The sequence below is a fragment of the Tepidiphilus sp. HLB4 genome, assembly GCF_054823945.1.
Genome location: NZ_JSYB01000002.1, coordinates 40,824 through 61,698 on the forward strand (window position 1 = coordinate 40,824; position 20,875 = coordinate 61,698).

19 protein-coding genes are annotated in these 20,875 nt (G+C 66.5%); 8 read left to right on the forward strand and 11 right to left on the reverse strand.

Going from position 1 to position 20,875, the window contains the following annotated elements; genetic code table 11:
• The 4 genes from OA56_RS00235 to OA56_RS00250 are packed head-to-tail and all read left to right on the forward strand — an operon-like array spanning position 1 to position 4,605.
• Positions 1-852 carry a glycosyltransferase family 2 protein gene (locus tag OA56_RS00235; RefSeq protein WP_461583084.1) on the forward strand — a complete coding sequence of 284 codons (852 nt, stop codon included), beginning with the start codon at positions 1-3 and terminating at the stop codon, positions 850-852.
• Positions 849-1,667, forward strand: a complete 819-nt coding sequence (locus tag OA56_RS00240; RefSeq protein ID WP_461583085.1) for an NAD-dependent epimerase/dehydratase family protein — start codon at positions 849-851, stop codon at positions 1,665-1,667. The genes OA56_RS00235 and OA56_RS00240 overlap by 4 nt, the downstream gene beginning before the upstream one ends.
• Positions 1,664-2,638: an MraY family glycosyltransferase gene (locus OA56_RS00245; RefSeq protein ID WP_461583086.1), complete on the forward strand. Its 975-nt coding sequence runs from the start codon at positions 1,664-1,666 to the stop codon at positions 2,636-2,638. Before OA56_RS00240 ends, OA56_RS00245 begins: the two co-directional genes overlap by 4 nt.
• A complete protein-coding gene (locus tag OA56_RS00250; protein ID WP_461583087.1) occupies positions 2,635-4,605 on the forward strand; it encodes a polysaccharide biosynthesis protein in 1,971 nt (656 codons plus the stop codon). Before OA56_RS00245 ends, OA56_RS00250 begins: the two co-directional genes overlap by 4 nt.
• 105 nt (positions 4,606-4,710) lie before the next feature.
• On the opposite strand, the gene OA56_RS00255 is transcribed toward OA56_RS00250, so the two are convergent.
• Entirely contained in the window at positions 4,711-5,655 is a 945-nt protein-coding gene (locus OA56_RS00255) for a lectin-like protein (RefSeq protein WP_461583088.1), read from the reverse strand.
• 749 nt (positions 5,656-6,404) lie between these two features.
• Here OA56_RS00255 and OA56_RS00260 point away from each other — a divergent pair.
• The 4 genes from OA56_RS00260 (at position 6,405) to OA56_RS00275 (ending at position 12,603) form a co-directional block, all read left to right on the forward strand.
• Positions 6,405-7,961: a hypothetical protein gene (locus OA56_RS00260; protein ID WP_461583089.1), complete on the forward strand. Its 1,557-nt coding sequence runs from the start codon at positions 6,405-6,407 to the stop codon at positions 7,959-7,961.
• 169 nt (positions 7,962-8,130) lie between these two features.
• Complete coding sequence (locus OA56_RS00265) at positions 8,131-9,858, forward strand: type I secretion system permease/ATPase (RefSeq protein WP_461583090.1); 1,728 nt, start codon at positions 8,131-8,133, stop codon at positions 9,856-9,858.
• 45 nt (positions 9,859-9,903) lie between these two features.
• Positions 9,904-11,244: an HlyD family type I secretion periplasmic adaptor subunit gene (locus OA56_RS00270; protein WP_461583091.1), complete on the forward strand. Its 1,341-nt coding sequence runs from the start codon at positions 9,904-9,906 to the stop codon at positions 11,242-11,244.
• Between the two features lie 3 nt (positions 11,245-11,247).
• On the forward strand, positions 11,248-12,603 hold the full coding sequence (locus OA56_RS00275; protein WP_461583092.1) for a TolC family outer membrane protein: 1,356 nt from the start codon (positions 11,248-11,250) through the stop codon (positions 12,601-12,603).
• Here OA56_RS00275 and OA56_RS00280 read toward each other — a convergent pair.
• From OA56_RS00280 to OA56_RS00325, 10 genes are all read right to left on the reverse strand, one after another.
• Positions 12,596-14,020, reverse strand: coding sequence for an exonuclease domain-containing protein (locus OA56_RS00280; protein WP_461583093.1), 1,425 nt, complete (start codon positions 14,018-14,020; stop codon positions 12,596-12,598). The two genes, OA56_RS00275 and OA56_RS00280, sit on opposite strands and share 8 nt — an antisense overlap.
• 4 nt (positions 14,021-14,024) lie before the next feature.
• Positions 14,025-14,219, reverse strand: coding sequence for a DUF3460 family protein (locus OA56_RS00285; protein ID WP_037989220.1), 195 nt, complete (start codon positions 14,217-14,219; stop codon positions 14,025-14,027).
• A 12-nt stretch (positions 14,220-14,231) separates the two neighbouring features.
• Positions 14,232-15,692: a cysteine--tRNA ligase gene (cysS, locus tag OA56_RS00290; RefSeq protein ID WP_461583094.1), complete on the reverse strand. Its 1,461-nt coding sequence runs from the start codon at positions 15,690-15,692 to the stop codon at positions 14,232-14,234.
• Positions 15,693-15,735: 43 nt separating this feature from the next.
• A complete protein-coding gene (gene dksA / locus OA56_RS00295; protein WP_072247866.1) occupies positions 15,736-16,188 on the reverse strand; it encodes an RNA polymerase-binding protein DksA in 453 nt (150 codons plus the stop codon).
• A gap of 83 nt (positions 16,189-16,271) precedes the next feature.
• Complete coding sequence (locus tag OA56_RS00300) at positions 16,272-18,506, reverse strand: RelA/SpoT family protein (RefSeq protein ID WP_461583095.1); 2,235 nt, start codon at positions 18,504-18,506, stop codon at positions 16,272-16,274.
• A 7-nt stretch (positions 18,507-18,513) separates the two neighbouring features.
• Positions 18,514-18,732, reverse strand: a complete 219-nt coding sequence (gene rpoZ, locus OA56_RS00305; RefSeq protein ID WP_461583096.1) for a DNA-directed RNA polymerase subunit omega — start codon at positions 18,730-18,732, stop codon at positions 18,514-18,516.
• Positions 18,733-18,736: 4 nt separating this feature from the next.
• On the reverse strand, positions 18,737-19,357 hold the full coding sequence (gmk, locus tag OA56_RS00310; protein WP_461583097.1) for a guanylate kinase: 621 nt from the start codon (positions 19,355-19,357) through the stop codon (positions 18,737-18,739).
• Positions 19,354-19,728: a HepT-like ribonuclease domain-containing protein gene (locus tag OA56_RS00315; protein ID WP_461583098.1), complete on the reverse strand. Its 375-nt coding sequence runs from the start codon at positions 19,726-19,728 to the stop codon at positions 19,354-19,356. The genes gmk and OA56_RS00315 overlap by 4 nt, the downstream gene beginning before the upstream one ends.
• Complete coding sequence (locus OA56_RS00320; protein ID WP_461583099.1) at positions 19,694-20,020, reverse strand: nucleotidyltransferase family protein; 327 nt, start codon at positions 20,018-20,020, stop codon at positions 19,694-19,696. The genes OA56_RS00315 and OA56_RS00320 overlap by 35 nt, the downstream gene beginning before the upstream one ends.
• Positions 20,017-20,868: a YicC/YloC family endoribonuclease gene (locus OA56_RS00325; protein ID WP_461583100.1), complete on the reverse strand. Its 852-nt coding sequence runs from the start codon at positions 20,866-20,868 to the stop codon at positions 20,017-20,019. Before OA56_RS00325 ends, OA56_RS00320 begins: the two co-directional genes overlap by 4 nt.
• Positions 20,869-20,875: the final 7 nt, after the last annotated feature.

The window sequence follows — 20,875 nt, forward strand, 5'->3', positions numbered from 1 at the left end:
ATGCACGTCGGAGGGATGCTTCGCGCCGCCATCGTCGTCGACTACGACTCCGGCCCGGCGCTCGGGGCGTGCGTGCGTTCGCTGCAGGGTCAGGTCGACGCGATCGTGGTGGTGGATAATGCCTCCCGTGAGCCGGCGCAGCAGCGCCTGGCCGCGGCGGGGGTGGATCTTTCTTCGCTCGTGCTGATCCGAAATTCCGAGAATCGCGGCTTTGCCGCCGCCTGCAACCAGGGGCTGGTGGCCTTGCCCGCGGAAGTGGTTCTCTTCGTCAATCCCGACTGCGTGCTGCCCGAAGGCGCGGTGGCGCGATTGTGTGCCACCTTGCAGTCCGACCCGAAGATCGGCATGGTGGGTCCTCGCCTGGTGGGGCCGGATGGGCGCGAGCAGTGGGGCGGACGCAGGGAATTCCCCGGGGTGCTCGCGGGCCTGCGGCGTATGATCGGACGCCGGCCTTCGGGGATGCCCGGCGGCGAGGCCGTGTCCTCGCCCATCGACGTGCCGGCCATCTCCGGCGCCTGCATGGCGGTGCGGCGCGATGCCTGTGCCGCCGTGGGGGTGTGGGACGAAGGGTTCTTCCTCCATTGCGAGGACCTGGACTGGTGCCGCCGTTTCTGGCTCGCCGGCTGGCGGGTGGTGTTCGATCCGGCGGTGTCGGTGCTCCACGAGAAGGGGGTCTGCAGCCGCAGCCGACCGTGGTTCGTGGAGTGGCACAAACACCGCGGAATGTGGCGGTTCTACCGCAAGTACGAGGGGCGCTCCGGCTGGGGGAGCGTGTTCGCTCCCGTGGTGGCGCTCGGCATCGCGGGGCATTTTCTGCTGGCTTGTATCAAACGGGCAGGGCATGGTTCGTGAGGCGTGAAAGCGGTCCCGGCATGGTCGGCGTGGTCGGGGCGGGGAGTTTCGTTGCGCGGCATCTGGCGCGCGCGTTGCAGGGTCAGGGGATCCGTGTGGCGCCGTGGTCGCGCTCGGGGGGGCTCGCCGCTGATGTGCCGCCTCTCGACTGGGTGGTCTGCGCGCCCGTGTGGTCGGCGCCGGACGTGACGCCGCGCCTGGACGCCTTTTCGCCACGGCGCGTGGTGGTGCTTTCTTCCATGAGCGTGATCTCGAAAGCGGAGAGCCTCGATCCGGTCGAGCGCGCTCTCGCGCAGCGTCTGGCGCAGGGCGAGGCGGCTTGGCGCGCCTGGGCCGAAGCGCGCGGGGTGTCTCTGGCGGTGGTGCGACCGACCATGATCTACGGCCCAGGGGATCGCAATGTGTCGCGCCTCGCGGCCTGGCTGCGGCGAATACCGTGGTGTCCGGTGTGGTCGGAGGGGGCAGGCTTGCGCCAACCGGTGCGGGTGGAAGATTTGGCCGCTGCCCTGGCGGTCTTGGTGCGTGATCCTTCCGTGAGCGGCACCTTCAGCGCCGGCGGTGGGGAAGTCCTGTCCTTTCGCTGTATGGTGGAGCGCATCGCCGGCGCCTGCGGGCGTCGGGTGCGCTTCGTCCGCCTTTGCCGACGACCCTGGCGTGCCTTGCTGGCGGCAGGCTCGTTCGTCTTGCCGCGATTCGGTCTGCGGGCAGCCATGTTCCGCCGCACCGAAGAGGATTTGCTGCAGGGTGAGCCGCCGCTGTGGCCCGTCGTGGGGTTGGTGCCGGGCTCTTTCCGGCTACCTTCGGAGGGGGCATGAGCCTAGCCGTGGCGTTCGTCGTGGCGCTGCTGGTCTCTTGGGCAGCAACGAAGGTCTTCCTGGCGCACGCTGCCGTCTGGGGGTTCGTGGACGTGCCCAACGAGCGCTCGATGCACGCCGCAGTGCGCCCGCGCGGCGGGGGCGTCGGCATCGTCGCCGGCGTGTGGGCGGGGGTGCTTACCGCCATGGGCTTGGGGTTGCCGGTGAATGGTCGCTGGGTAGCGACGCTCGTTGCAGCCTCGTTCCTTGCTGTGGTGGGACTAGTCGATGATCGCCGTGGCTTGAGGATCGGCTGGCGTCTGGCGGCCCAGCTGGCGGTGGCTGTGGTGTCGGTGCGACTGTGGTTGCCCGACCTGCCGCTCTCGACGACCGTGCTGCTCGTGTCGGTTGGCGTGGGCTGGTACAATGCATTCAATTTCATGGACGGACTAGACGGGTTCGCGGTCTCGGAGGCGATGTTCCTCGCCCTCGGCAGTCTCGTGTCGATCGGTTTGCGGGCAGATGCGCCGGTGGCATGGTGCGTGTTGGCGGCCGGCTTGGGGTTCTTTGTGTGGAACCGTCCGCCCGCGCGGATCTTCATGGGGGATTGCGGCAGTCTCTTTTTGGGGGCCCTCACGTTTTCCTTGCTGCTTGGGGGTATGTCGCGACAGGGGTGGGAGGCCGTGCCGGCATGGTTGATCATGGCTTCCCCTTTCGTGGCCGATGCCGGGGTGACGTTGCTGCGGCGTGTGCTCCGGGGCGAACGCTTTTGGTTGCCGCACCGCTTGCATGCGTATCAGCGCCTGGCGCGCCGCTGGGGGGGGCATCGTCCGGTTTTACTGGGGCTTTGGCTCCTCGATGGGCTCTTGCTCGTGTTGCTGGCCTTGCTGCGCTGGCGGGGCGTCGAACCGTCGGCGTTACTGGCTGTCGGGGTGCTCGGAGTATTGTCGGCTGCAGCTTTTCTTGCAGGGGCGGGAAGAACATGGGAATGAGCCACCTGGTGAATCTGCTATCGGCGCTCTCGCCGATGGGAAAACGGTGGTTGATGGCCGTGGGCGATTCGGTGGCGCTCGCCGTGATGGTTACCGCGGCCACGAGTCTGGCTTTCGGCGACGTCGCTTGGGGTCGCGCGATTTTGGCCGTGCTCATAGCGATCGTGATCGCGCTGCCCATCTTCGCCTGGTGTGGCCTCTACCGGGCAATCATCCGTTACATCAGCGACCACGCCTTGTGGGCGATCACCAAGGCGGTCACGGTGGCTTCCGTTCTTTGGGGCCTTGCGGTGCGGGAAATCTTTACCGATCACGGCGCGCAGCAGCTTGCCGTGGCGGTGATCCTCTTTTGGACCTTTGCGCTCGTCGGGGTGGGAGGATCTCGGTTCATCGCCCGTTGGGTGCTGTGGTGGCCGCTGCGTCGTCAGTTCGGCGGCCGCCAGGTGCTCATCTTCGGTGCGAACGACGCGGGCTGGCAGCTCGTCTCGGCGTTGCGTCAGGGCAAGGAATTCTTTCCGGCGGCCTTCCTCGACGAGGATCCTTTGGTGATCGGCAAGGAGATCGGGGGGGTTCGCGTCTTCGGCATGGATTCACTCGGCATGCTCGTGAGTCGCTACGAGATTCGCGACGCCATCGTCGCCCTACCGCAGGCCTCCGAGCTGCAGCGCAAGCGCGTGGTCGAGGCGTTGCAGCGGTTCAACCTGCGCGTGCGGGTGATGCCGCCGGTGGCTGATTTCACCGCGGGCCGTTATCTGCCGCGCATCGTGCGTGAAGTGGATGTGGGCGATCTCCTTGGGCGCGATGGCGTGGTGCCCGACATGGAGCTGATGCGGGAGTCGGTGAGCGGCAGGGTAGTGATGGTCACGGGCGCAGGCGGTTCCATCGGCTCGGAACTGTGCCGGCAGATCGCCCTGCTCGATCCGGTGCGTCTCGTGCTCGTCGAAATCAACGAATACGCGCTCTACCGTGTGCAGCAGGCGTTACTGGAGCTCGGTTTCTCCGATCTGGTGCCCGCCTTAGGCAGCATCGAGGATCGCGATTGGTTGCGCGACCTCATCCAGCGTCACGGCATCACCACGATCTTTCACGCTGCCGCTTACAAGCACGTCCCCTTGGTCGAGCAGAATGCCTTGCAGGGGATACGCAACAACGTACTCGGCTCCAAAGCGCTCGTCGAGGCGGCGCTTGCCGAGGGTATCGAGCGGTTCGTATTGATCTCCAGCGACAAGGCGGTGCATCCGACGAACGTGATGGGTGCGACGAAGCGTTGGTCGGAGCTGTTGGTACTGGCAGCCGCTCATCGCTGCCTCCAGGAACGGCTTCCCTGTCGATTCAGTATGGTGCGCTTCGGCAACGTTCTGGGGTCTTCGGGTTCGGTGGTGCCGCTCTTCAAGCGCCAGATCGAGCGCGGCGGCCCCATCACGGTCACGCACCCCGAGGTGACGCGCTACTTCATGTCGATCCATGAGGCGGTGGAACTCGTGTTGCAGGCAAGCAGCCTTGCCGAAGGGGGAGAGGTTTTCTTGCTCGACATGGGAGAGCCGGTTTCGATTCTCGACCTCGCGCGCAAGTTGATCACCTTGGCGGGCTTGTCGCTGCGCGATGCGGCGCATCCCGACGGCGACATCGAGATCGTCTTCACGGGTCTGCGTCCAGGAGAGAAGCTGCACGAAGAGCTGGTGATCGGCGCGAACGTGCAGCCCACGCGTCACCCCAAGATCCGCCGTGCGGATGAACCTTGGATCGACGCCGATCGGCTTCATGCCTGGGTGCGGTTGCTGGAACAGGCCATTGCGCGACGCGACGAGGCGCTGGCGCGTGAAATCACGCTCGTCGTGGCGCAGCAACCGGACGGGGAAGAGCTCGATCGCCTGTTTTCCGAGTTTGCGCACCGTCTGGGCATGAAAGGGACGGTGGTATCGCTTGCGCGCCCGACGGTGGGGCAACGACGGGTCGCCCTCGGCTGAGAGGCTTGTCGCGAGGCGCGGCGTGCGTGGTGGCTTACTTCCTTCCCGGCGGCCGTGCTGACCGGCCGCCGGAGTCCTGTGTTCAGATTTCCTGCTAGTGCTTTGTCATCCCCAAGCCATCGACCCTTCGAAGGTGGGAATTCCGGTCATCTCGACGGAGGAAAGGTCGGGTTGAGTATTCTCGACCGTCGGCTTGGTCTGTGCGTCATTGGCCATGAGGGACGTGGCAAACCATGATGCGGGAAGGGAAAGGACGTTCCAGGAATGGACGTCGGAAATCTCCGGCACACCGTGGAATGCGTTCTTGAAGGGCACCGGAGAGAGAAAAGTGCCGAGTCCCCAGTGAGCGGAATCGGGCATGGCGCGAATCTGGACCAGATTCGTGATCGATTCGGGAAAGCTGAACCGGAAAGGGGAAAAGACGAGTACGCCGCCCCAGTCGGTCGCTGGTGCTTCAGGGGGTACAGGTGATTCAGAGGGTGCAGATGCCTCTGGGGGTGCAGGTGACGCAGGGGGTGTGTTTCCCGGAGAAGTATCGGTCGCTGGAGGAGTATTCGTTGCTGGCGGAGCCGGGTTCGTTGAGCTCGAAGGAAGGTGGTCGATCTCGACGAGGGAGAAAAGACGGTTGTTTTCCGAGATGTCATTCCACTGACCGGGTTGACCGATCCCTCCGGTGGGATAAGGCCATGGTTGGAGCCCTAGCCCCATGGCATTCTGGTTGCCGCCGAAGTTGTCGGGTTCCGTTCCGAGAGGACCGCTACCCCAATTGACGTAGATCAAAGGAGTGTCATCTACCCATGTCCAGTGTGCCTCGTTCCCAATGTCGGAAGCGCCTAACCAGACGTAGCTGGCGCCGCCTCCGTCGGGGGCGTATGGCGCACTCGAAATGGCGGACGTCACTGCGGAGAAAATGGCTTTGTTTTCTTCCGCGGAATCGATGATGGCTAGGTGACCCCCCAGCTCCGTGGCGTAATTTTTCGCTTCGATCCACGTCATGGGTGTGGTCACGAGGATATACTCGTGATCGCCGTAGGTGAAGGAGATGGACATGTTGGCTCCTGGATCGGGTTGATCGTCTGGTGCATCTTTCCATATGATAGATGAGCGATCTGCGTGGTGCAAGCCGATGGGGTCCTCGGCCGTGCATTGGAATGCTGGGAAATTTTTTCTGTAGCCCCGAGTGGAGGGCCCATGCGAGAGAAACGAACCGGCCCGTATCGCTCGCCCGAGTGCAGAATTTTTTACTGAAGCCGATGAAGAGATGCTGGTAAGACTCGAGGAGTAATGATGTTCGCACCGAACTTGGTTCGCCGTTGGGCCCCGCTACTGGGGTTGGTCGTGGGGCTGTTGGCAGTCTATGGCGTGACGTTGCGCACCGAGCCCTTCTTCGATGACGTCAATCTATTCGATGATGTCTCTCGTTGGCAGTTCGTCCCCTATGTCATCGGCGGAAAACGCTTTCTTTCCTATGCGGCGTTTCATCTCGTCGATGCCGTGGCCCCCGGATCGGTGCTCGCGCAGCGGCTCTTCAATTTAGGACTTCACGTCGTCAACGTCTTGTTGCTCCATGCTCTGGTGCGATCGGTTCTGCGGTGGGAGGCATCGCGCGAATCGCTCCCTTCCTGGTGGACGTCCGCCGCCGTGGCGTGGTTCGCCGTCTCGCCCGTTGCGCTCTACGCCGTGGCGTACCTGCAGCAGCGTTCGATCGTGATGGCGACGACGTTTGCGCTGCTCTCCTACCTCTTCTTCGTTTCGTCGTTGGAGCGTTCGCGAGCCTTGCTGCTACGGGGGCTTTTCTGTTGCTCGCCGTGGCCGCTTATGTCGCTGCCGTTTTCTCCAAGGAGCAGGCAATTACGGCTGCGGCCGGATTCGGCATGCTCTACCTCGTGCATCGGGCTTCGCAGCGACCCGACGGGCGTGCGCTCGATTTGCGCGCTTTCCTCGTCTTGGTGGCGCTATTGCTCGCGGCTGCAGCCCTCGTCTGGTTCGTGTTTCGTGGGGCACTGTGGGCGTATTTCGTCCATGGCGAGAGCCAAGTCCCGCCGTGGATTCTCGAGTCCCTCGCCCAGATCACCGATCGGCCGTTGGGGCTTCTGTGGTGGCTGTCGATCCTGCTGGAAGCGAAGGCGTTTTTTTTCTACCTCTACGTCTGGTTGGTTCCAGATGTATGGCGTATGTCGATCGATTTGCGTCCGGCGCTGTCGGTCAATCCATATGATGCTATTGGTATCGTCGCCTTCGTTGGCTATCTCTTGGTGCTCATCGGCTCGTGGGGTTACCTCGCCCGTGGCAGGGATGCAGCGAAGCGCTGGCTGGCGCTGGGGCTCGCGTGGTTTGCCACCTCTTTTCTCATCGAATTCACCGTCTATCGCATCCTCGACCCCGTCGTCCTCTACCGCAGCTACTGGTGGGCGACCGGACTTCCTTTCGTCGCGGTGGGCGGTTTGGCTTGGATACGCCATCGTTGGCCTGCGTTTGCCGCGTGCTGGCTGGGTCCGGTCGTTGCCGTCTATCTTGCGATCGTGTTCCTTGCCGCCGTCTGGCATGCGCAGACTTTCCGCTCGCCGCTGGCGTTGTGGGACCAAGCGGTAAAAGCCTTGCCGGCTACGGCGTGGAGCGATCCACGCCATTATGCCGCGTGGCGGCCGCTCTTCAGTCGCGGCATCGCTCGATTGAAAGAGGGCGACGCCACGGGGGCCTTGCAGGATTTCGAGCAGGCGCGCCGGCTCAACGGTCCTCCTGGAGTGACCGAATATTACCTCGCGCTCTCGCGCAAGGCGACCGGTGACTTGGCGGGTGCCTGGCGTGAGATTCGAGCGGCACTGCAGGCGTCGATCGATCCGAGCTTCCGTGTGTCACGGACGAACCTCGTGGCGCTTGCCATCGACTTGGCTTCCGATGTCGGCCAGTATGACGAATCTCTCCGCTTGGCCGAGTCGTCCTTTGGTTCCGATCTCGCCCGCCTGCCACGCCGTTTGGATGATTCCGCGGTGACCACGGTGCTGCGCGCCTATGCTCGATCCCTGATTCGACTCGATCGACCCGCTGAAGCCGCCGATCTCCTGACGCGCTGGTCTGCCGTGGGAGAGTTGCCGCGCGAGCTGAAAATCCTCTGGATCGATGCGCTGGGTCGGGCTGGTCGGTTCGAAGAGGCAGAACGTCGGCTGGCGGCGTTTGGCCCCGCGGTGGAGGAAGATGCCCAGTTACTGAGTCTGAGAGCCTTGTTGTCGGCCCGCCAAGGAAGAACCGAAGCGGCGCTCAGCGATGCCCGGAAAGCGCAGCAGCTCGCCCCGGACAACGCGCAAGTGCGGCGACTCTTGGAGATTCTGCAGCGACAGACTTCTCGTCCAATGTAGTCTAGAACCATAAATTTTTATCCATTTTGCATTGATATGAGGAATCTCCTGGGTGGGAGGAGCCCGTGCTACTCCCGCCCTACTCACCTGGTAGCGATATATCATATTGCCCTGCGCACGAGAGACCGTTCAACCGACATGGGATGTGATGACCGTGGATAAGGATCGAATGCAGTTTGCTGAAATGAGGGAAATACTGCGCTCGATGCGCCCGTTTTTCTTTGGGGTCGGGGCGTTTTCGTTCGTGATCAACCTGCTGCAGCTCACCGCGCCGCTCTACATGCTGCAGGTGTACGACCGGGTGCTCAACAGCCGCAACGAGACGACGCTCTTGATGCTCACGATCCTGGTGGTCGCGCTCTTCCTGGTGATGGCGGCGATCGAGTTCGTGCGCTCGCGGGTGCTGGTGCGCGTGGGGGCGGCCATGGAGGCGAAACTGAACGACCGGGTGTTCGACGCGGCGTTCGAGGCGACGCTGCGCCGCGGCGGGAACGCGCGGCAGGCGCTCACGGACCTCACCCAGCTGCGCCAGTTCATGACCGGAAACGGGCCGTTCGTGCTGTTCGACGCGCCGTGGTTTCCCATCTATCTGGCGGTGATTTTCCTGATGCATCCGCTGATCGGCTGGTTCTCGGTGGGCGCGGCGCTCATCCTGGTGGCGCTCACGGCGGTGACCGAGATGGCGACGCAGAAGCCCCTGGCGGAGGCGAACAAGTACGCCAACGAGGCGACGAATTTCGCGCACAACAATCTGGCGAACGCCGAGGTGGTGGAGGCGCTGGGGATGCTGCCGGCGCTGCGCGACCGGTGGAAGAAGAAGCACGTGCAGCATCTGGTGCTGCAGGCGGTGGCGAGCGACCGAGCGGGCTTGATTTCGTCGGTGACGAAGTTCGTCCGGGTGACGTCGCAGTCGCTGATCCTGGGGCTGGGGGCGTGGCTGGCGATCAAGAACGAGCTCTCGCCCGGGGGGATGATCGTGGGTTCGATCCTGATGGGGCGGGCGCTTGCGCCGATCGATCAGCTGATCGGCAACTGGAAGGGTTTCGTGCAGGCGCGGCTCGCTTATGACCGGCTGGGGCAGCTGCTGGCGGCCTTTCCGGCGCGGCCGCCGCGCATGTCGCTGCCCGCGCCCAAGGGCGAGGTGGTGGTGGAAGGGGTGGTGCTCACGCCGCCCGGCGGCACCGTGCCGGTGCTGCGCGGGGTGAGTTTCGCCATTCCCACCGGGGCGATCGTGGGGGTGATCGGGCCGAGCGGTTCGGGCAAATCGACGCTCGCGCGGGCGCTGGTGGGGGTGTGGACGCCGCAGGCGGGGAAGGTGCGCCTGGACGGGGCGGACGTTTCATCGTGGGACAAGGCGGAGCTGGGAAGGTATCTGGGCTATCTGCCGCAGGACATCGAACTCTTCGACGGGACGATTGCGGAGAACATCGCGCGCTTCGGGTCGATCGAGGCGCCCTTGGTGGTGGCGGCGGCGCAGGCGGCCGGGGTGCACGAGATGATCCTGCGTTTTCCGCAGGGCTACGACACGCCGATCGGCCCTGGCGGGGCGGTGCTCTCGGGCGGACAGCGCCAGCGGGTGGGGCTGGCGCGGGCCTTGTACGGCGACGTGCGGCTGATCGTGCTCGATGAGCCCAATTCGAACCTGGACGACGTGGGCGAGGCGGCGCTGGTGCAGGCGCTGTTGCGGCTCAAGGCGCAGGGCAAGACGGTGGTGGTGATCACCCACCGCACGAGTGTGCTCGCGGCGGTGGACCGGTTGCTGGTGATGCGCGACGGGACGGTGCAGGTCTACGGGCCGCGCGACGAGGTGCTGGCGGCGCTGCAGCGGGCGGCGCAGCAGGCGCAGGCCGCGGCGGCACAGCAGCAACAGGGCGGGCAGGCGGTGGCGCCGGCGTGAGCGGGTTTTTTCGGAAAGGGAATACAGGTTCAGGGATGAACGGTGATGAGTGACGAGAAGTTGTTGACGGGGCCGGCGGGCAAGGAGCTCACCATCGACGGGGCGATCGCGCCGGTGGTGGTGGCCGAGGAGCACCTGCCGCACGAGGCGAAGCGTTTCCTGCGCATTGGGATGCTGATCCTGCTGGTGCTGGTGGGCGGGTTCTTCGCCTGGGCGGCGCTTGCGCCGCTCGATGCGGGGGTGCCGGCGGCAGGGGTGACGATCGTCGAATCCAAGCGCAAGACGGTGGCGCACCTCTCCGGCGGGATCGTGAAGGAGATCCTGGTGCGCGACATGCAGTTCGTGCGCGCGGGCGACCCCCTGGTGGTGCTCGACGAGACCACGGCTTCGGCCCAGTACGAGAGCGCGAACAAGGAGTATCTCTCGCTCATGGCGATGAAGGCGCGGCTGGAGGCGGAGCGGGCCGATGCGAGCACGATCCGCTTTCCCGAGGAGCTGATCGAGGCGGCGAAGACGGATCCGGAGGCGGGACGGCAGATGGCGCTGCAGCGCGATCTCTTCGCGGCGCGGCGCTCGTCCCTGGCGAGTGACCTGCGCGTGTTCGAGGAGCAGGTGCGCACCTACAGCCAGGATGCGGCCTCCAAGCGCGAGCAGCTCACCTTGCTGCAGGAGCAGCTCAAGGGGATCCGGTCGCTCGCGGCCGAAGGCTACGCGCCGCAATCGCAACGGCTGGAACTGGAGCGGCAGGCGCTGGATCTGCAGGCGCGGCTCGATCTGTCACAGCGTCAGGCCGACGAGGCGCGCTTACGGGCGGCGCAGCGGCGCGAGGAGTATCGCAAGGAGGTGGAGTCGCAGCTCGCCGAAGTGGCCAAGCAGGTGGCGGTGCTCGACGAGAAGCGGCGCGCCTTGCGCGAGGAGCTCACGCGCACGGTGATCAAGGCGCCGGTGGATGGGTACGTGAACGCGCTGGCGGTGCATACGGTGGGTGGGGTGGTGCGCCCGGGCGAGCCGCTCATGGAGATCATTCCGGCCGACGAACGGCTGGAATTCGAGGTGCGCGTGCCGGCGCATTTGATCGAGCACGTGCATCAGGGGCTGAAGGCCGACGTGATGCTGCAGAACTTCAGCAAGGAGCTGCCGCATCCGCTGGAAGGGGAGGTGGTGTCGGTGTCGGCGGACCTCGTGGTCGACAAGGATCCGAACGTGCCGCCGCATTATCTGGCGCGGGTGCGGCTCACCGACAAGGGCAGAGAGACCCTGGGCAACCGCCTGCTGCAGCCGGGCATGCCGGTGAGCGTGGTGATCAAGACGGGCGAGCGTACCTTCCTGCATTATCTGGTCGATCCGCTGCTGCGGCGATTCCATCAGGCCTTGACGGAGCAGTGAGCCATGCGGGTACGTTGGTTGGTGGCAGGATTGTTGAGCGGGGCGTGCGCGCTGCCGGCGTGGGCGCTGGATTTCGCCGAGGCGTTCCGCCTGGCGAAAGACTACGACGCGCGGGTGAAGATTGCAGGATCTCGCGCCGCGCAGGACGAAGCGGGGGTGGACGTGGCGCGCTCGCGGCTGCTGCCGCAGGTGTCGGCGGCGGCGGCGCGCGGGAAGCAATATACGCACACCAAATATTTGTCTGGGCCCTATCCGTCGCAATACGATGAGCCGGATACGAAGAACTGGGCGCTGCAGGTGCGCCAGGGGCTCTATCGTCCGGCCGAATGGCGCAGCTGGGATCGGGCCCAGAGCCTGGCGGAAGCGAGTGCGCGCGGGATGGAGGCCGAGACGGCCACGCTCTTGTCGCGCGTGGCCAAAGCCTATCTGGCGCTGCTGGAGGCGCGCACGCAGCTGAAAGTGGCCGAGCAGGACGTGGCGCGCTATACGGAGGTCTTGCGCCAGGCGCAGCGGGCCTTCGAGACGGGTCAGGGAACGCGCATCGAGATCGAGGAGGCTCAGGCGCGCCTGGATTCGGCGCAGGCGAGCGTGGTCGATTGGCAGGGGCAGATCGAGACGGGGCGGCAGGATCTGGCGGCCTTGATCGGACAGGAGGTGAACCCAGAGGAGCTGACCCCTTTCACCGAGGTGCGGGGCCTTGCGCGCGACATGCTGCAGGAACCGGTGACGGCATGGGTCGAGCGGACGATGCTGCAAAACCCCGAGCTTGCTTCGCTCAAGGCGCAGCTCGATGCGGCCGAGAAACAGGTGGCGGTGCAGAAGGCGGGGCATTTGCCGACGGTGGATGCGGTGGCGAGCCGAACCTTTTCACGCAGCGACAGCGTGACGACGATCGGCGAGGAGTATCTCTCCACCAACGTGGCGGTACAGGTGTCGATTCCGCTGTATTCGGGCGGCGGGGTGAACGCTTCGGTGCGGGCGGCGCTGGCGGCGCGTGAGGAGGCTCAGGCGCGCTTCGACGGCCGGCGGCGCGAGTTGGTCACCTCCACGACGAATGCGTATTCTCGGGTACGCTTCGGCCTGGAGCGGGTGACGGCGCTCGATCAGGCAACGCGCTCGGCGGAGCAGGCGCTCGCGGCCACGCGCAAGGGGGTGCAGGCGGGCACGCGCAACAACGTGGATGTGCTGAACGCGGAGCAGGATCTGGCCAAGGTGCAGATGCAGTGGGTGAGCGCGGCCTTCGAGCTCCTGGGGTCGATCGTGGAGCTGTGGGCGGCCACGGGCGAAGTGGATCAGGCGCTGCAGCGGCTGGAGGCGGTGCAGCGGCAGGGGGCTGGCAAGATGGGATCGCCTAGCTGAGCGGCTGCGGGGCCGTGAGGGCGAAGGCGTGCGCCAGGATGCGGTAGAGGTCGGCATCGAACCGGCGGGGGCGCTCGAGGGCGGCGGCGAGTTCTTCGGGCGTGGGTTCGTGGTCGAAGCGTGTGAGGAGGCACCAGCGGTCGGCGACGATCGTCATGCGGCGTTCGCGCTCGGGGTCGTATTCGGTGAGGCGCACCGCGGCGGCGTAGGGCCAGGGTCGAGGCGGAAGGGCGGCGAGCGCGGCGCGAAGGCGCGCGTCGTGCACTTCGGGCGGTTCCTTGCCGGCGCAGGCGCCGAGGCATTGTTTCATCTGATGCGCGAGGCAGGGGCCGCGGCGCATGGGTTCCAGCCCCAGGCGTTGCGGGCAGAGGGCGTGGGCGCGGGCGATCTGGCGTAGGGCCTTTTCCGCGTGCTTGCGCTCGGGGAAAAGGCCGTGGACGCGGCCGAGCCACTCGGCCGGGTCGGTGCCGGCGAGGTTGCGGTAGCCGACCACGGGGCCGCGCGGCCTGGGTTCGGGGAGCGGTTCGATGGCCCAGGCGCCGCGCGCGCGCAGCTGCCGGTTGTAGAGGGGCTGCAGTTGCTTGACGAGCTCGGCTTCGAGCAGCAGCGCTTCGAGCTCGCCGGCGGTTTCGAGCCAGTCGAGGCGTCGGACCTGCCGGACGATCTCGGCTTCCGTGCCGTGGTGCTGCGCCTGGGAGAAGTGGTCGAGCACGCGGCTTCGCAGGCGTTTGCTCTTGCCGAGGTAGAGCGGCAGGTCGTTTTCTCCGTACATGAGGTAGACGCCGGGCACGTCCGGCAGGGACTCGAGTACGCCGTCGGCGAGCCCCGGCGGGCGGCTGGGCCACTGCATGGCCTTGCGCTTGGCGAGGAGCAGCGTTTCCGGAGGGAATTCGCGCCGCACGAGGTCGAGGAATTGGGCGAGCACTTCGACGTCGCCCATGGCGCGGTGGCGGGCGGTGCAGATGAATCCGTGGCGCTCGATCAGGCTGTCGAGGCCGTGTTTGTGGTATTGCGGGTAGAGGGCGCGCGAGAGTTTGACGGTGCACAGCACCGGGGATTCGAAGGTGAGCCCGCAGCGGCGAAAGGCCTGGCGCAGGAAGCCGTAGTCGAAGCGGGCGTTGTGGGCGACGAGCACGGCGTCGGCGAGCCGCGGCAGCAGTTCGGGGGCGAGCGACTCGAAAGGGGGGGCGTCGGCGACCATGGCGTTGGTGATGCCGACGAGCCGCTCGATGAGGGGGGGGATGGGGACGTCGGGGCGCACGAGGCTTTGCCAGCGATCGACGAGGCGGCCGCCTTCGAAGCGCAGCAGCGCGATCTCGGTGATGCGGTCGCGCTCGGGGTGCGCGCCGGTGGTTTCCAGGTCGAGGAGGACGTAGCGCTCGGCAAGCGGGGCGGCGGTCGCGACGTCTTCGGGCATGAGCTCAGGCGTGATGGGCGGAGTCGGCGTCGTAATAATAGGGATACGTTGGAACCTCGGCGCGGCGGAATTGTTCCGTGAGCTCGGGGTCCTGCGGTTTGTCCCACCACAGCGCCCGGCCTTTGCGGCGCTCTTCGAGCTGCTCGGGGTGCTTGGCGAGCCAGTCGCGGATGAACTTGGTGTGTTCGGATTCGTACATGACGGTACTCCTTCAGGCGAGGGCGCGGCGCCAAACGGTGCCGCTGGGAGTGTCTTCGATCTGGATGCCGGCGCGCTTGAGCTCGTCGCGGATGGCGTCGGCCCGGGCGAAGTCGCGGTCGCGACGGGCGGCGGCGCGTTCGGCGATCAGCGCTTCGATGCGTTCTTCGCTGAGCGTTTCTTCCCCTTGGGCGGGCAGGCGCTGACGCCAGGACTGCGGCGTGTCGGCGAGTAGCCCCAGGAGCTCGGCGGCGGCGAGGAATTCGCGCTTGCGCTCGGGGGTCGGGTCTTTGCGCAGCTGCGCGGCGGCTTCGTGCAAGAGCGCCAGCGCCTGGGGGGTGTTGAGGTCGTCGGCGAGCGCGGCGACGAATTCGGGCGCGGCGCCGAGCCCGTGCGGCAGCGCTTCGGGCACGAGTGCGGCCCGCCGCTCGGGGGAGAGCTCTAGGCGCTCGGCCGCGGCCTGGGGGTTGAGCGGGGCAGCGGGGACGGATTCGGTGAGCGCGAGCGTGGTGTAGAGCCGGTCGAGCGCGTGCAGCGACTGTTCCAGCAACTCGGGGGTGAAGTCGAGCGGTTTACGGTAGTGGCCGGAGAGGAGGGCGTAGCGCAGCACTTCGCCGGGATAGCGCGCCAGCAGCTCGCGCACGGTGCGGAAGTTGCCCAGCGACTTGGACATCTTCTCGCCGTGAATGGTGAGGTAGCCGTTGTGCACCCAGTAGCGGGCGTAGGTGAGCCCGCCGTGGGCGCAGGTGCCCTGGGCGATCTCGTTTTCGTGGTGGGGGAAGATGAGGTCCTGCCCGCCGCCGTGGATGTCGATGGTCTGGCCCAGGTGGGTCTCGATCATGGCGGTGCATTCGATGTGCCAGCCGGGACGGCCGCGGCCCCAGGGGCTATCCCAGCCGGGGAGTTCGGGCGGGGAGGGTTTCCACAGCACGAAGTCGGCCGGGTCGCGCTTGTAGGGGGCGGGTTCGACGCGGGCGCCGGCGATGAGCTCGTCGCGCTTGCGCTTGGAGAGGATGCCGTAGTGGGGGTCGGAAGGGACGTGGAAGAGCACGTGCCCTTCGGCGACGTAGGCGTGGCCGCGGGCGATGAGCCGCTCGATGAGGGCGATGATCTGGGGGATGTGATCGGTGGCGTAGGGCTCGACCGTGGGCGGGAGCGCGTTGAGCTGGGCGATGTCTTCGTGGAAGGCGCGGGCGTAGCGCTCGGCGAGCTCCCGGATGGGCACGCCTTCGGCCTGGGCCGCGGCGTTGATCTTGTCGTCGATGTCGGTGATGTTGCGGGCGTAGACGACCTGGGGGTAGCAGAGCCGCAGCAGGCGGAAGAGGGTGTCGAAGACGACCACCGGCCGGGCGTTGCCGATGTGGATGTAGTTGTAGACCGTGGGGCCGCAGACGTACATCGTCACCCGGGCGGGGTCGAGCGGCTCGAAGCGGCGCTTGTCTTGCGTGAGCGTGTCGTGCAGGAATAGCTCCAACGGTTTCTCCGGCGGTGGTCGGGAACGAAAGCGGGAGGGGGGTTCAGCCGCCTTGCAGCTTTTCCAGGCGCTCGTGCCGTTCCTGCGCTTCGAGGCAGAGGGTGGCGGTGGGGCGGGCGAGCAGGCGCTTCAGGCCGATGGGTTCGCCCGTTTCTTCGCACCAGCCGTAGGTGCCTTTTTCGATACGCTCGAGCGCTTCGTCGATCTTCTTCATGAGCTTGCGTTCGCGGTCGCGCACGCGCAGCTCGAGCGCCTGCTCTTCCTCGATGGTGGCGCGGTCGGTCCAGTCGGGGGTGACTTCGTTTTCCTGCTGGAGGTATTGCGTGGTCTCGGCGGCTTTTTCCAGCAGCTTTCGCTTTTCTTCGAGCAGCAGCTTCTTGAAGAACTTGAGCTGGCGCGGGGACATGTAGTCCTCTTCGGGCATGGCCAGCAGCTCCTCCACCGTGGGGATGTCGTCGTCTTCGAGGGTTTCTTGCGTCATGTTGGTCGTGTTCATCGTTCCTCTCCGGTGTGCCTCGGGTCGAGTCGGGCGTGCGCGATTGTAATGGGCTTGGCGCGGCTTGGGAAGGGTGGCGCGGTTCAGGGCTCTGCCCGGGGGGTGCTTCCTTGGGCGTCGAAGCCGCGTTGCAGGCGCACGACTTCGGGCACGCGGCGGATCGCCCGCATGATGCGGGCAAGGTGGATGCGGTCGGCCACTTGCAGGGTGAAGGAGATGGCGAGATACAACCCCTGGTGGGCTTCCATCTGCACGGCGAGGATGTGTCCGTGCTCGGCGGCGATGGCGGCGGTGATGCGCGCGAGCATGCCGACGGCGTCGCGGGCGAGCACGCGCAGCCCCACTTCGAAGCGGGTGGTTTCGGGGCGGTTGGGATCCCAGTCGACGTCGATCCAGCGCCGGTCGCCGCCCTGGCGGCGCAGGCGCGGGCAGTCGTGGCGGTGGATCTCCAGGCCGTGCCCTTTGCTGAGCAGCCCGACGATGGGGTCGCCGGGTAGCGGATGGCAGCAGCGGCCGAAGACGACGGCTTGCCCTTCGTCGCCGCGGATGAGCACGGGGCCGGAGGCGCGCGGCTTGAGCACGCCGGGGCGGCCGGATTCGAGGTCTTGCGCGTGGGTGAGCTCTTCGGCGATCTGCGCCGGGTTGAGGTGCCCCAGGCCGATGTCTTCGAGGAGTTGTTTCTTGCTGCGGCCGGTGTGCTGGCGCAGGAGGCGGTCCCAGGCGAAGACGCTGATCTGCCCCAGCGTGAGGCCGCGCGGGCGCAGCGCCTGGTCGAGCAGACGCTCGCCGAGCGAGACGGCCTGCTCGTTTTTCTGGTGGCGCAGGAAGTGGCGGATCTCGGCGCGGGCCTTGGCGGTGCGCACGTAGTTGAGCCAGGCGGGGTTGGGGCTGGGGTAGGAGGAGGTGATGATCTCGACCCGGTCGCCGTTGGCGAGCTCCGTGCGCAGCGGCATGAGTTCGCCGTTGATGCGGCAGGCGATGCAGCGGTGGCCGACGTCGGTGTGGATGGCGTAGGCGAAGTCGACGGGGGTGGCGCCGCGCGGCAGGGCGAAGATCTCGCCGCGCGGGGAGAAGACGAAGACTTCGTCCGGGTAGAGGTCGATCTTGAAGCTTTCGAGGAAGTCGCGCGCTTCGGGGTCGTTCGATTGCAGCTGCACGAGCGATTGCAGCCAGGCGTGGGTCTGGCGCTCGAAGGCGTCGACGCGCTCGCCGGCGTCTTTGTAGATCCAGTGGGCGGCCACGCCGTCTTCGGCGAGCCGGTGCTGGGTTTGGGTGCGTACCTGGATTTCGACGGGAATGCCCTGCGGGCCGATGACGGTGGTGTGCAGCGACTGGTAGCCGTTGGGCTTGGGCAGCGCGAGGTAATCCTTGAACTTGCCAGGCACCGGCTTGAAGGCGGCGTGCAGCGCGCCGATGGCGAGGTAGCAGCTCTTTTCGTCGGGCACGACGACGCGAAAGCCGAAGAGGTCGAGGATCTGCTCGAAGCGCAGGTGCTTGCTGCGCATTTTCTGGTAGATGGAATAGAGGTGCTTGCGCCGGCTGCTGATCTGGGCTTCTACCCCCCAGACGACGAGCTGGCGTTCGATGAGTGTGCGGATCTTGTCGAGGAGTTCGTCGCGCGCTCCGAGCGCGGCTTCGACGGAGTGGGCGAGCACGGCGTATCGCCAGGGATGGCGGTGCTGGAAGGCGAGATCCTGCAGTTCGCGATAGAGGGTGTTGAGCCCGAGCCGGTTGGCGATGGGGGCGTAGATCTCGAGCGTTTCCTGGGCGATGCGGCGGCGCTTGGCCGGGGCGACGGCGCCCAGCGTGCGCATGTTGTGGGTGCGGTCGGCCAGCTTGATGAGGATGACGCGCAGGTCGCGCGCCATGGCGAGCAGCATCTTGCGGAAGTTTTCCGCCTGGTTGTCCTCGAGGCTCTGGCTTTCGAGCCGCTCGATCTTGGTGAGGCCGTCGACGAGCTCGGCGGTGACCGGGCCGAAGCGGTGGGCGAGCTCGCTCTTGCGGATGTGCGCGTCTTCCATCACGTCGTGCAAGAGCGCGGCGGCAATGGCGGAAGCATCGAGCTTCCAGTCGGCCACCAGGGAGGCGACGGCGATGGGATGCGTGACGTAGGGCTCGCCGCTCGCGCGCTTCTGGCCTTGGTGCGACCAGGCGGCGAAGCGGGCGGCGTCGTCGATGCGTTCGACTTCGGCGGAGGGGAGATAGCCGAGGAGCTTCTCGCGCAGGGCGCCGTAGGACGGCGGCAGCTCCACGGAAACGAAGGGTTCGCGCGCCGCGGAGCTCTCGTCGGGGGGGGAGAGGATCTCGGCGGCGGGCATGGCGGTCTCAGCTCTGGGCGCGGTCGAGGATGTCGCGGCCGACTCTGCCGGCGGCGATTTCGCGCAGCGCAACGACGGTGGGTTTGTCGCGTTCGCGCCCGCGATCGAGCGGCACGAGCGGTTCGGCGCCGATGGAGAGCTGGCGCGCGCGGGTGGCGGCGGCGAGCGTCATCTCGAAGCGGTTGGGGATGTGCTTGAGGCAGTCTTCGACGGTGATGCGGGCCATGGGGTCATTCCTGTAGGAGTTGGGCGAAGTAGGCGGCGTGGCGGCGCTTTTGCACCGGCAGCCGCAGGCGCGCGGCGCGCACGACGGCGGTGAGTTCGTCGATGGCGCGCTCGAGCCGGTCGTTGATTATAACGTAGTCGAATTCTTCCACGTGGCGCATCTCCTCGCGGGCGGCGGCCAGGCGCCGGGCGATGGTGGCTTCGCTGTCGGTGCCGCGGCCGCGCAGGCGCGCTTCGAGTGCCTCGAGCGAGGGCGGCAGGATGAAGATGCTCACGGCGTGCGGGAACATCCGGCGCACCTGGCGCGCGCCCTGCCAGTCGATCTCGAGGAGCACGTCGCGGTCTTGCTGCAATTGGGTTTCGATCCAGGTACGGGAAGTGCCGTAGTAGTTTCCGTGGACTTCGGCCCATTCGAGAAGTTCGCCGCCGTCGCGCAGGCGCAGGAATTCTTCCCGGCTGACGAAGCGGTAGTCGCGCCCGTCGACTTCGCCCGGCCGCGGGGCGCGGGTGGTGTAGGAGATGGACAGCGCCAGCCCCGGCTCGCGTTCGAGCACGGCATGCACGAGGGTGGTCTTGCCGGCGCCGGAGGGGGCGGTGACGATGTAGAGGGTGCCGAGGGGGGTCATGGGTTGCGTTCCAGGAGTTCGTGCAAGACTACTTCCAGCGCGGGGATCAGGTCGGGTAGATCGTGCGCGACGATGGCGGCGATGATTTCCAGGTCGACGTCGAAGTATTCGTGGATGATGCGGTTGCGTGTGTCGGCGATGTCGCGCCAAGCAATGGTGGGGTGGCGTAGGCGGGTGGTCGGCGTGACCTGGCGGGCGGCTTCGCCCAGTATTTCGAGAAGGCGGGCCAGGGCAAGGGCGGTCTCGTCTTCAGGGGGAAGCTCGGCGATCGGTTTGCCCCGAACCAGTTCGAGCGCGCGCCGAGCCGCATCCAGCATGTGGCGGATACGGGCGGTATCATCGAGCTTGGGGCGACTCGGGGGGCGCTTCATAATGGATCCGGGCGGTGTGCAGCACGTCGTCTCTGAAGTATCGGCTGAGGCTGCGGGGCGTGTGGAGGTCGACCGGCCGCCCGAGCAGGCGGGTGAGTTCGCGCTGCAGGCGGGCGAAGGCAAAGCCGGGGGTGTGGCCGGGTTGGAATTCGACGAGAACGTCGATGTCGCTGGCGGGGCCGAAATCGCCGCGGGTGACGGAGCCGAAAAAGGCGAGCCGACGCACGTGGTAGCGGCGGCAGAGGCTGCGCAGTTCGGCTTCCGGCAGGTCGTCTAGAGGCTGCGCGTTCATTCGAGGTTCTGCACCTGTTCGCGGATCTGTTCGATGAGCACTTTCATCTCGAGCGCGAGGCGCGACAGTGCCAGGCTGCCGGCCTTGGAAGCGAGGGTGTTGGCTTCGCGGTTGAATTCCTGCAGCAGGAAGTCGAGCCGTTTGCCGACGCTTCCGCCGCGGGTGAGCGTGCGTTCAAGTTCCTGGAGGTGGGAGGAGAGGCGGTCGAGCTCTTCGGCGACGTCGAGGCGCTGGGCGACGAGGGCGACTTCCTGCTCCACGCGCTGGGGATCGGGCGTCTGGCCGAGCGCTTCGAGCGCTTCGAGGAGCTTGCGGCGCTGGGCCTCGACGGCTTCGGGCGCAAGCGCGCGGGCGCGTTCGACGAGCTCGGCGATGGCCGTGGCCCGTTCGCGGATGGCGGCGGCGAGCGCCTCGCCCTCGCGGGCGCGGTGCGCGAGGAGTTCGGCGAGCGCCGCTTCGAGCAGCTCGAGCAGGCGCCGCTGCGTTTCCTCGGGATCGAGCTCGGCTTCGCGCACCACGCCGGGCCAGCGCAGGATCTCGCCCACCGTGAGGGAGGCCGCTTCGGGCAGATGCCGGTGGATTTCGGTCTGGGTGAGGGCGAGCGCCTGCAGGGCGACGGCGTCGAGCGTGAGCGCCGCTTGCACGGGCGCGCTTTGCACTTCGAGCCGGCATTCGATCTTGCCGCGGGCGAGCGCCTTTTGCAGGCGTTCACGCAGCAGCGGCTCGAAGGAGCGCCAGTCCTCGGGCAGGCGGAAATAGAGGTCGAGGAAGCGTCCGTTGACGCTGCGCAGTTCGAGGCGCAGGAGCCGAGCGCCGATTTGGGTTTGCGCGCTGGCAAACCCTGTCATACTGTGT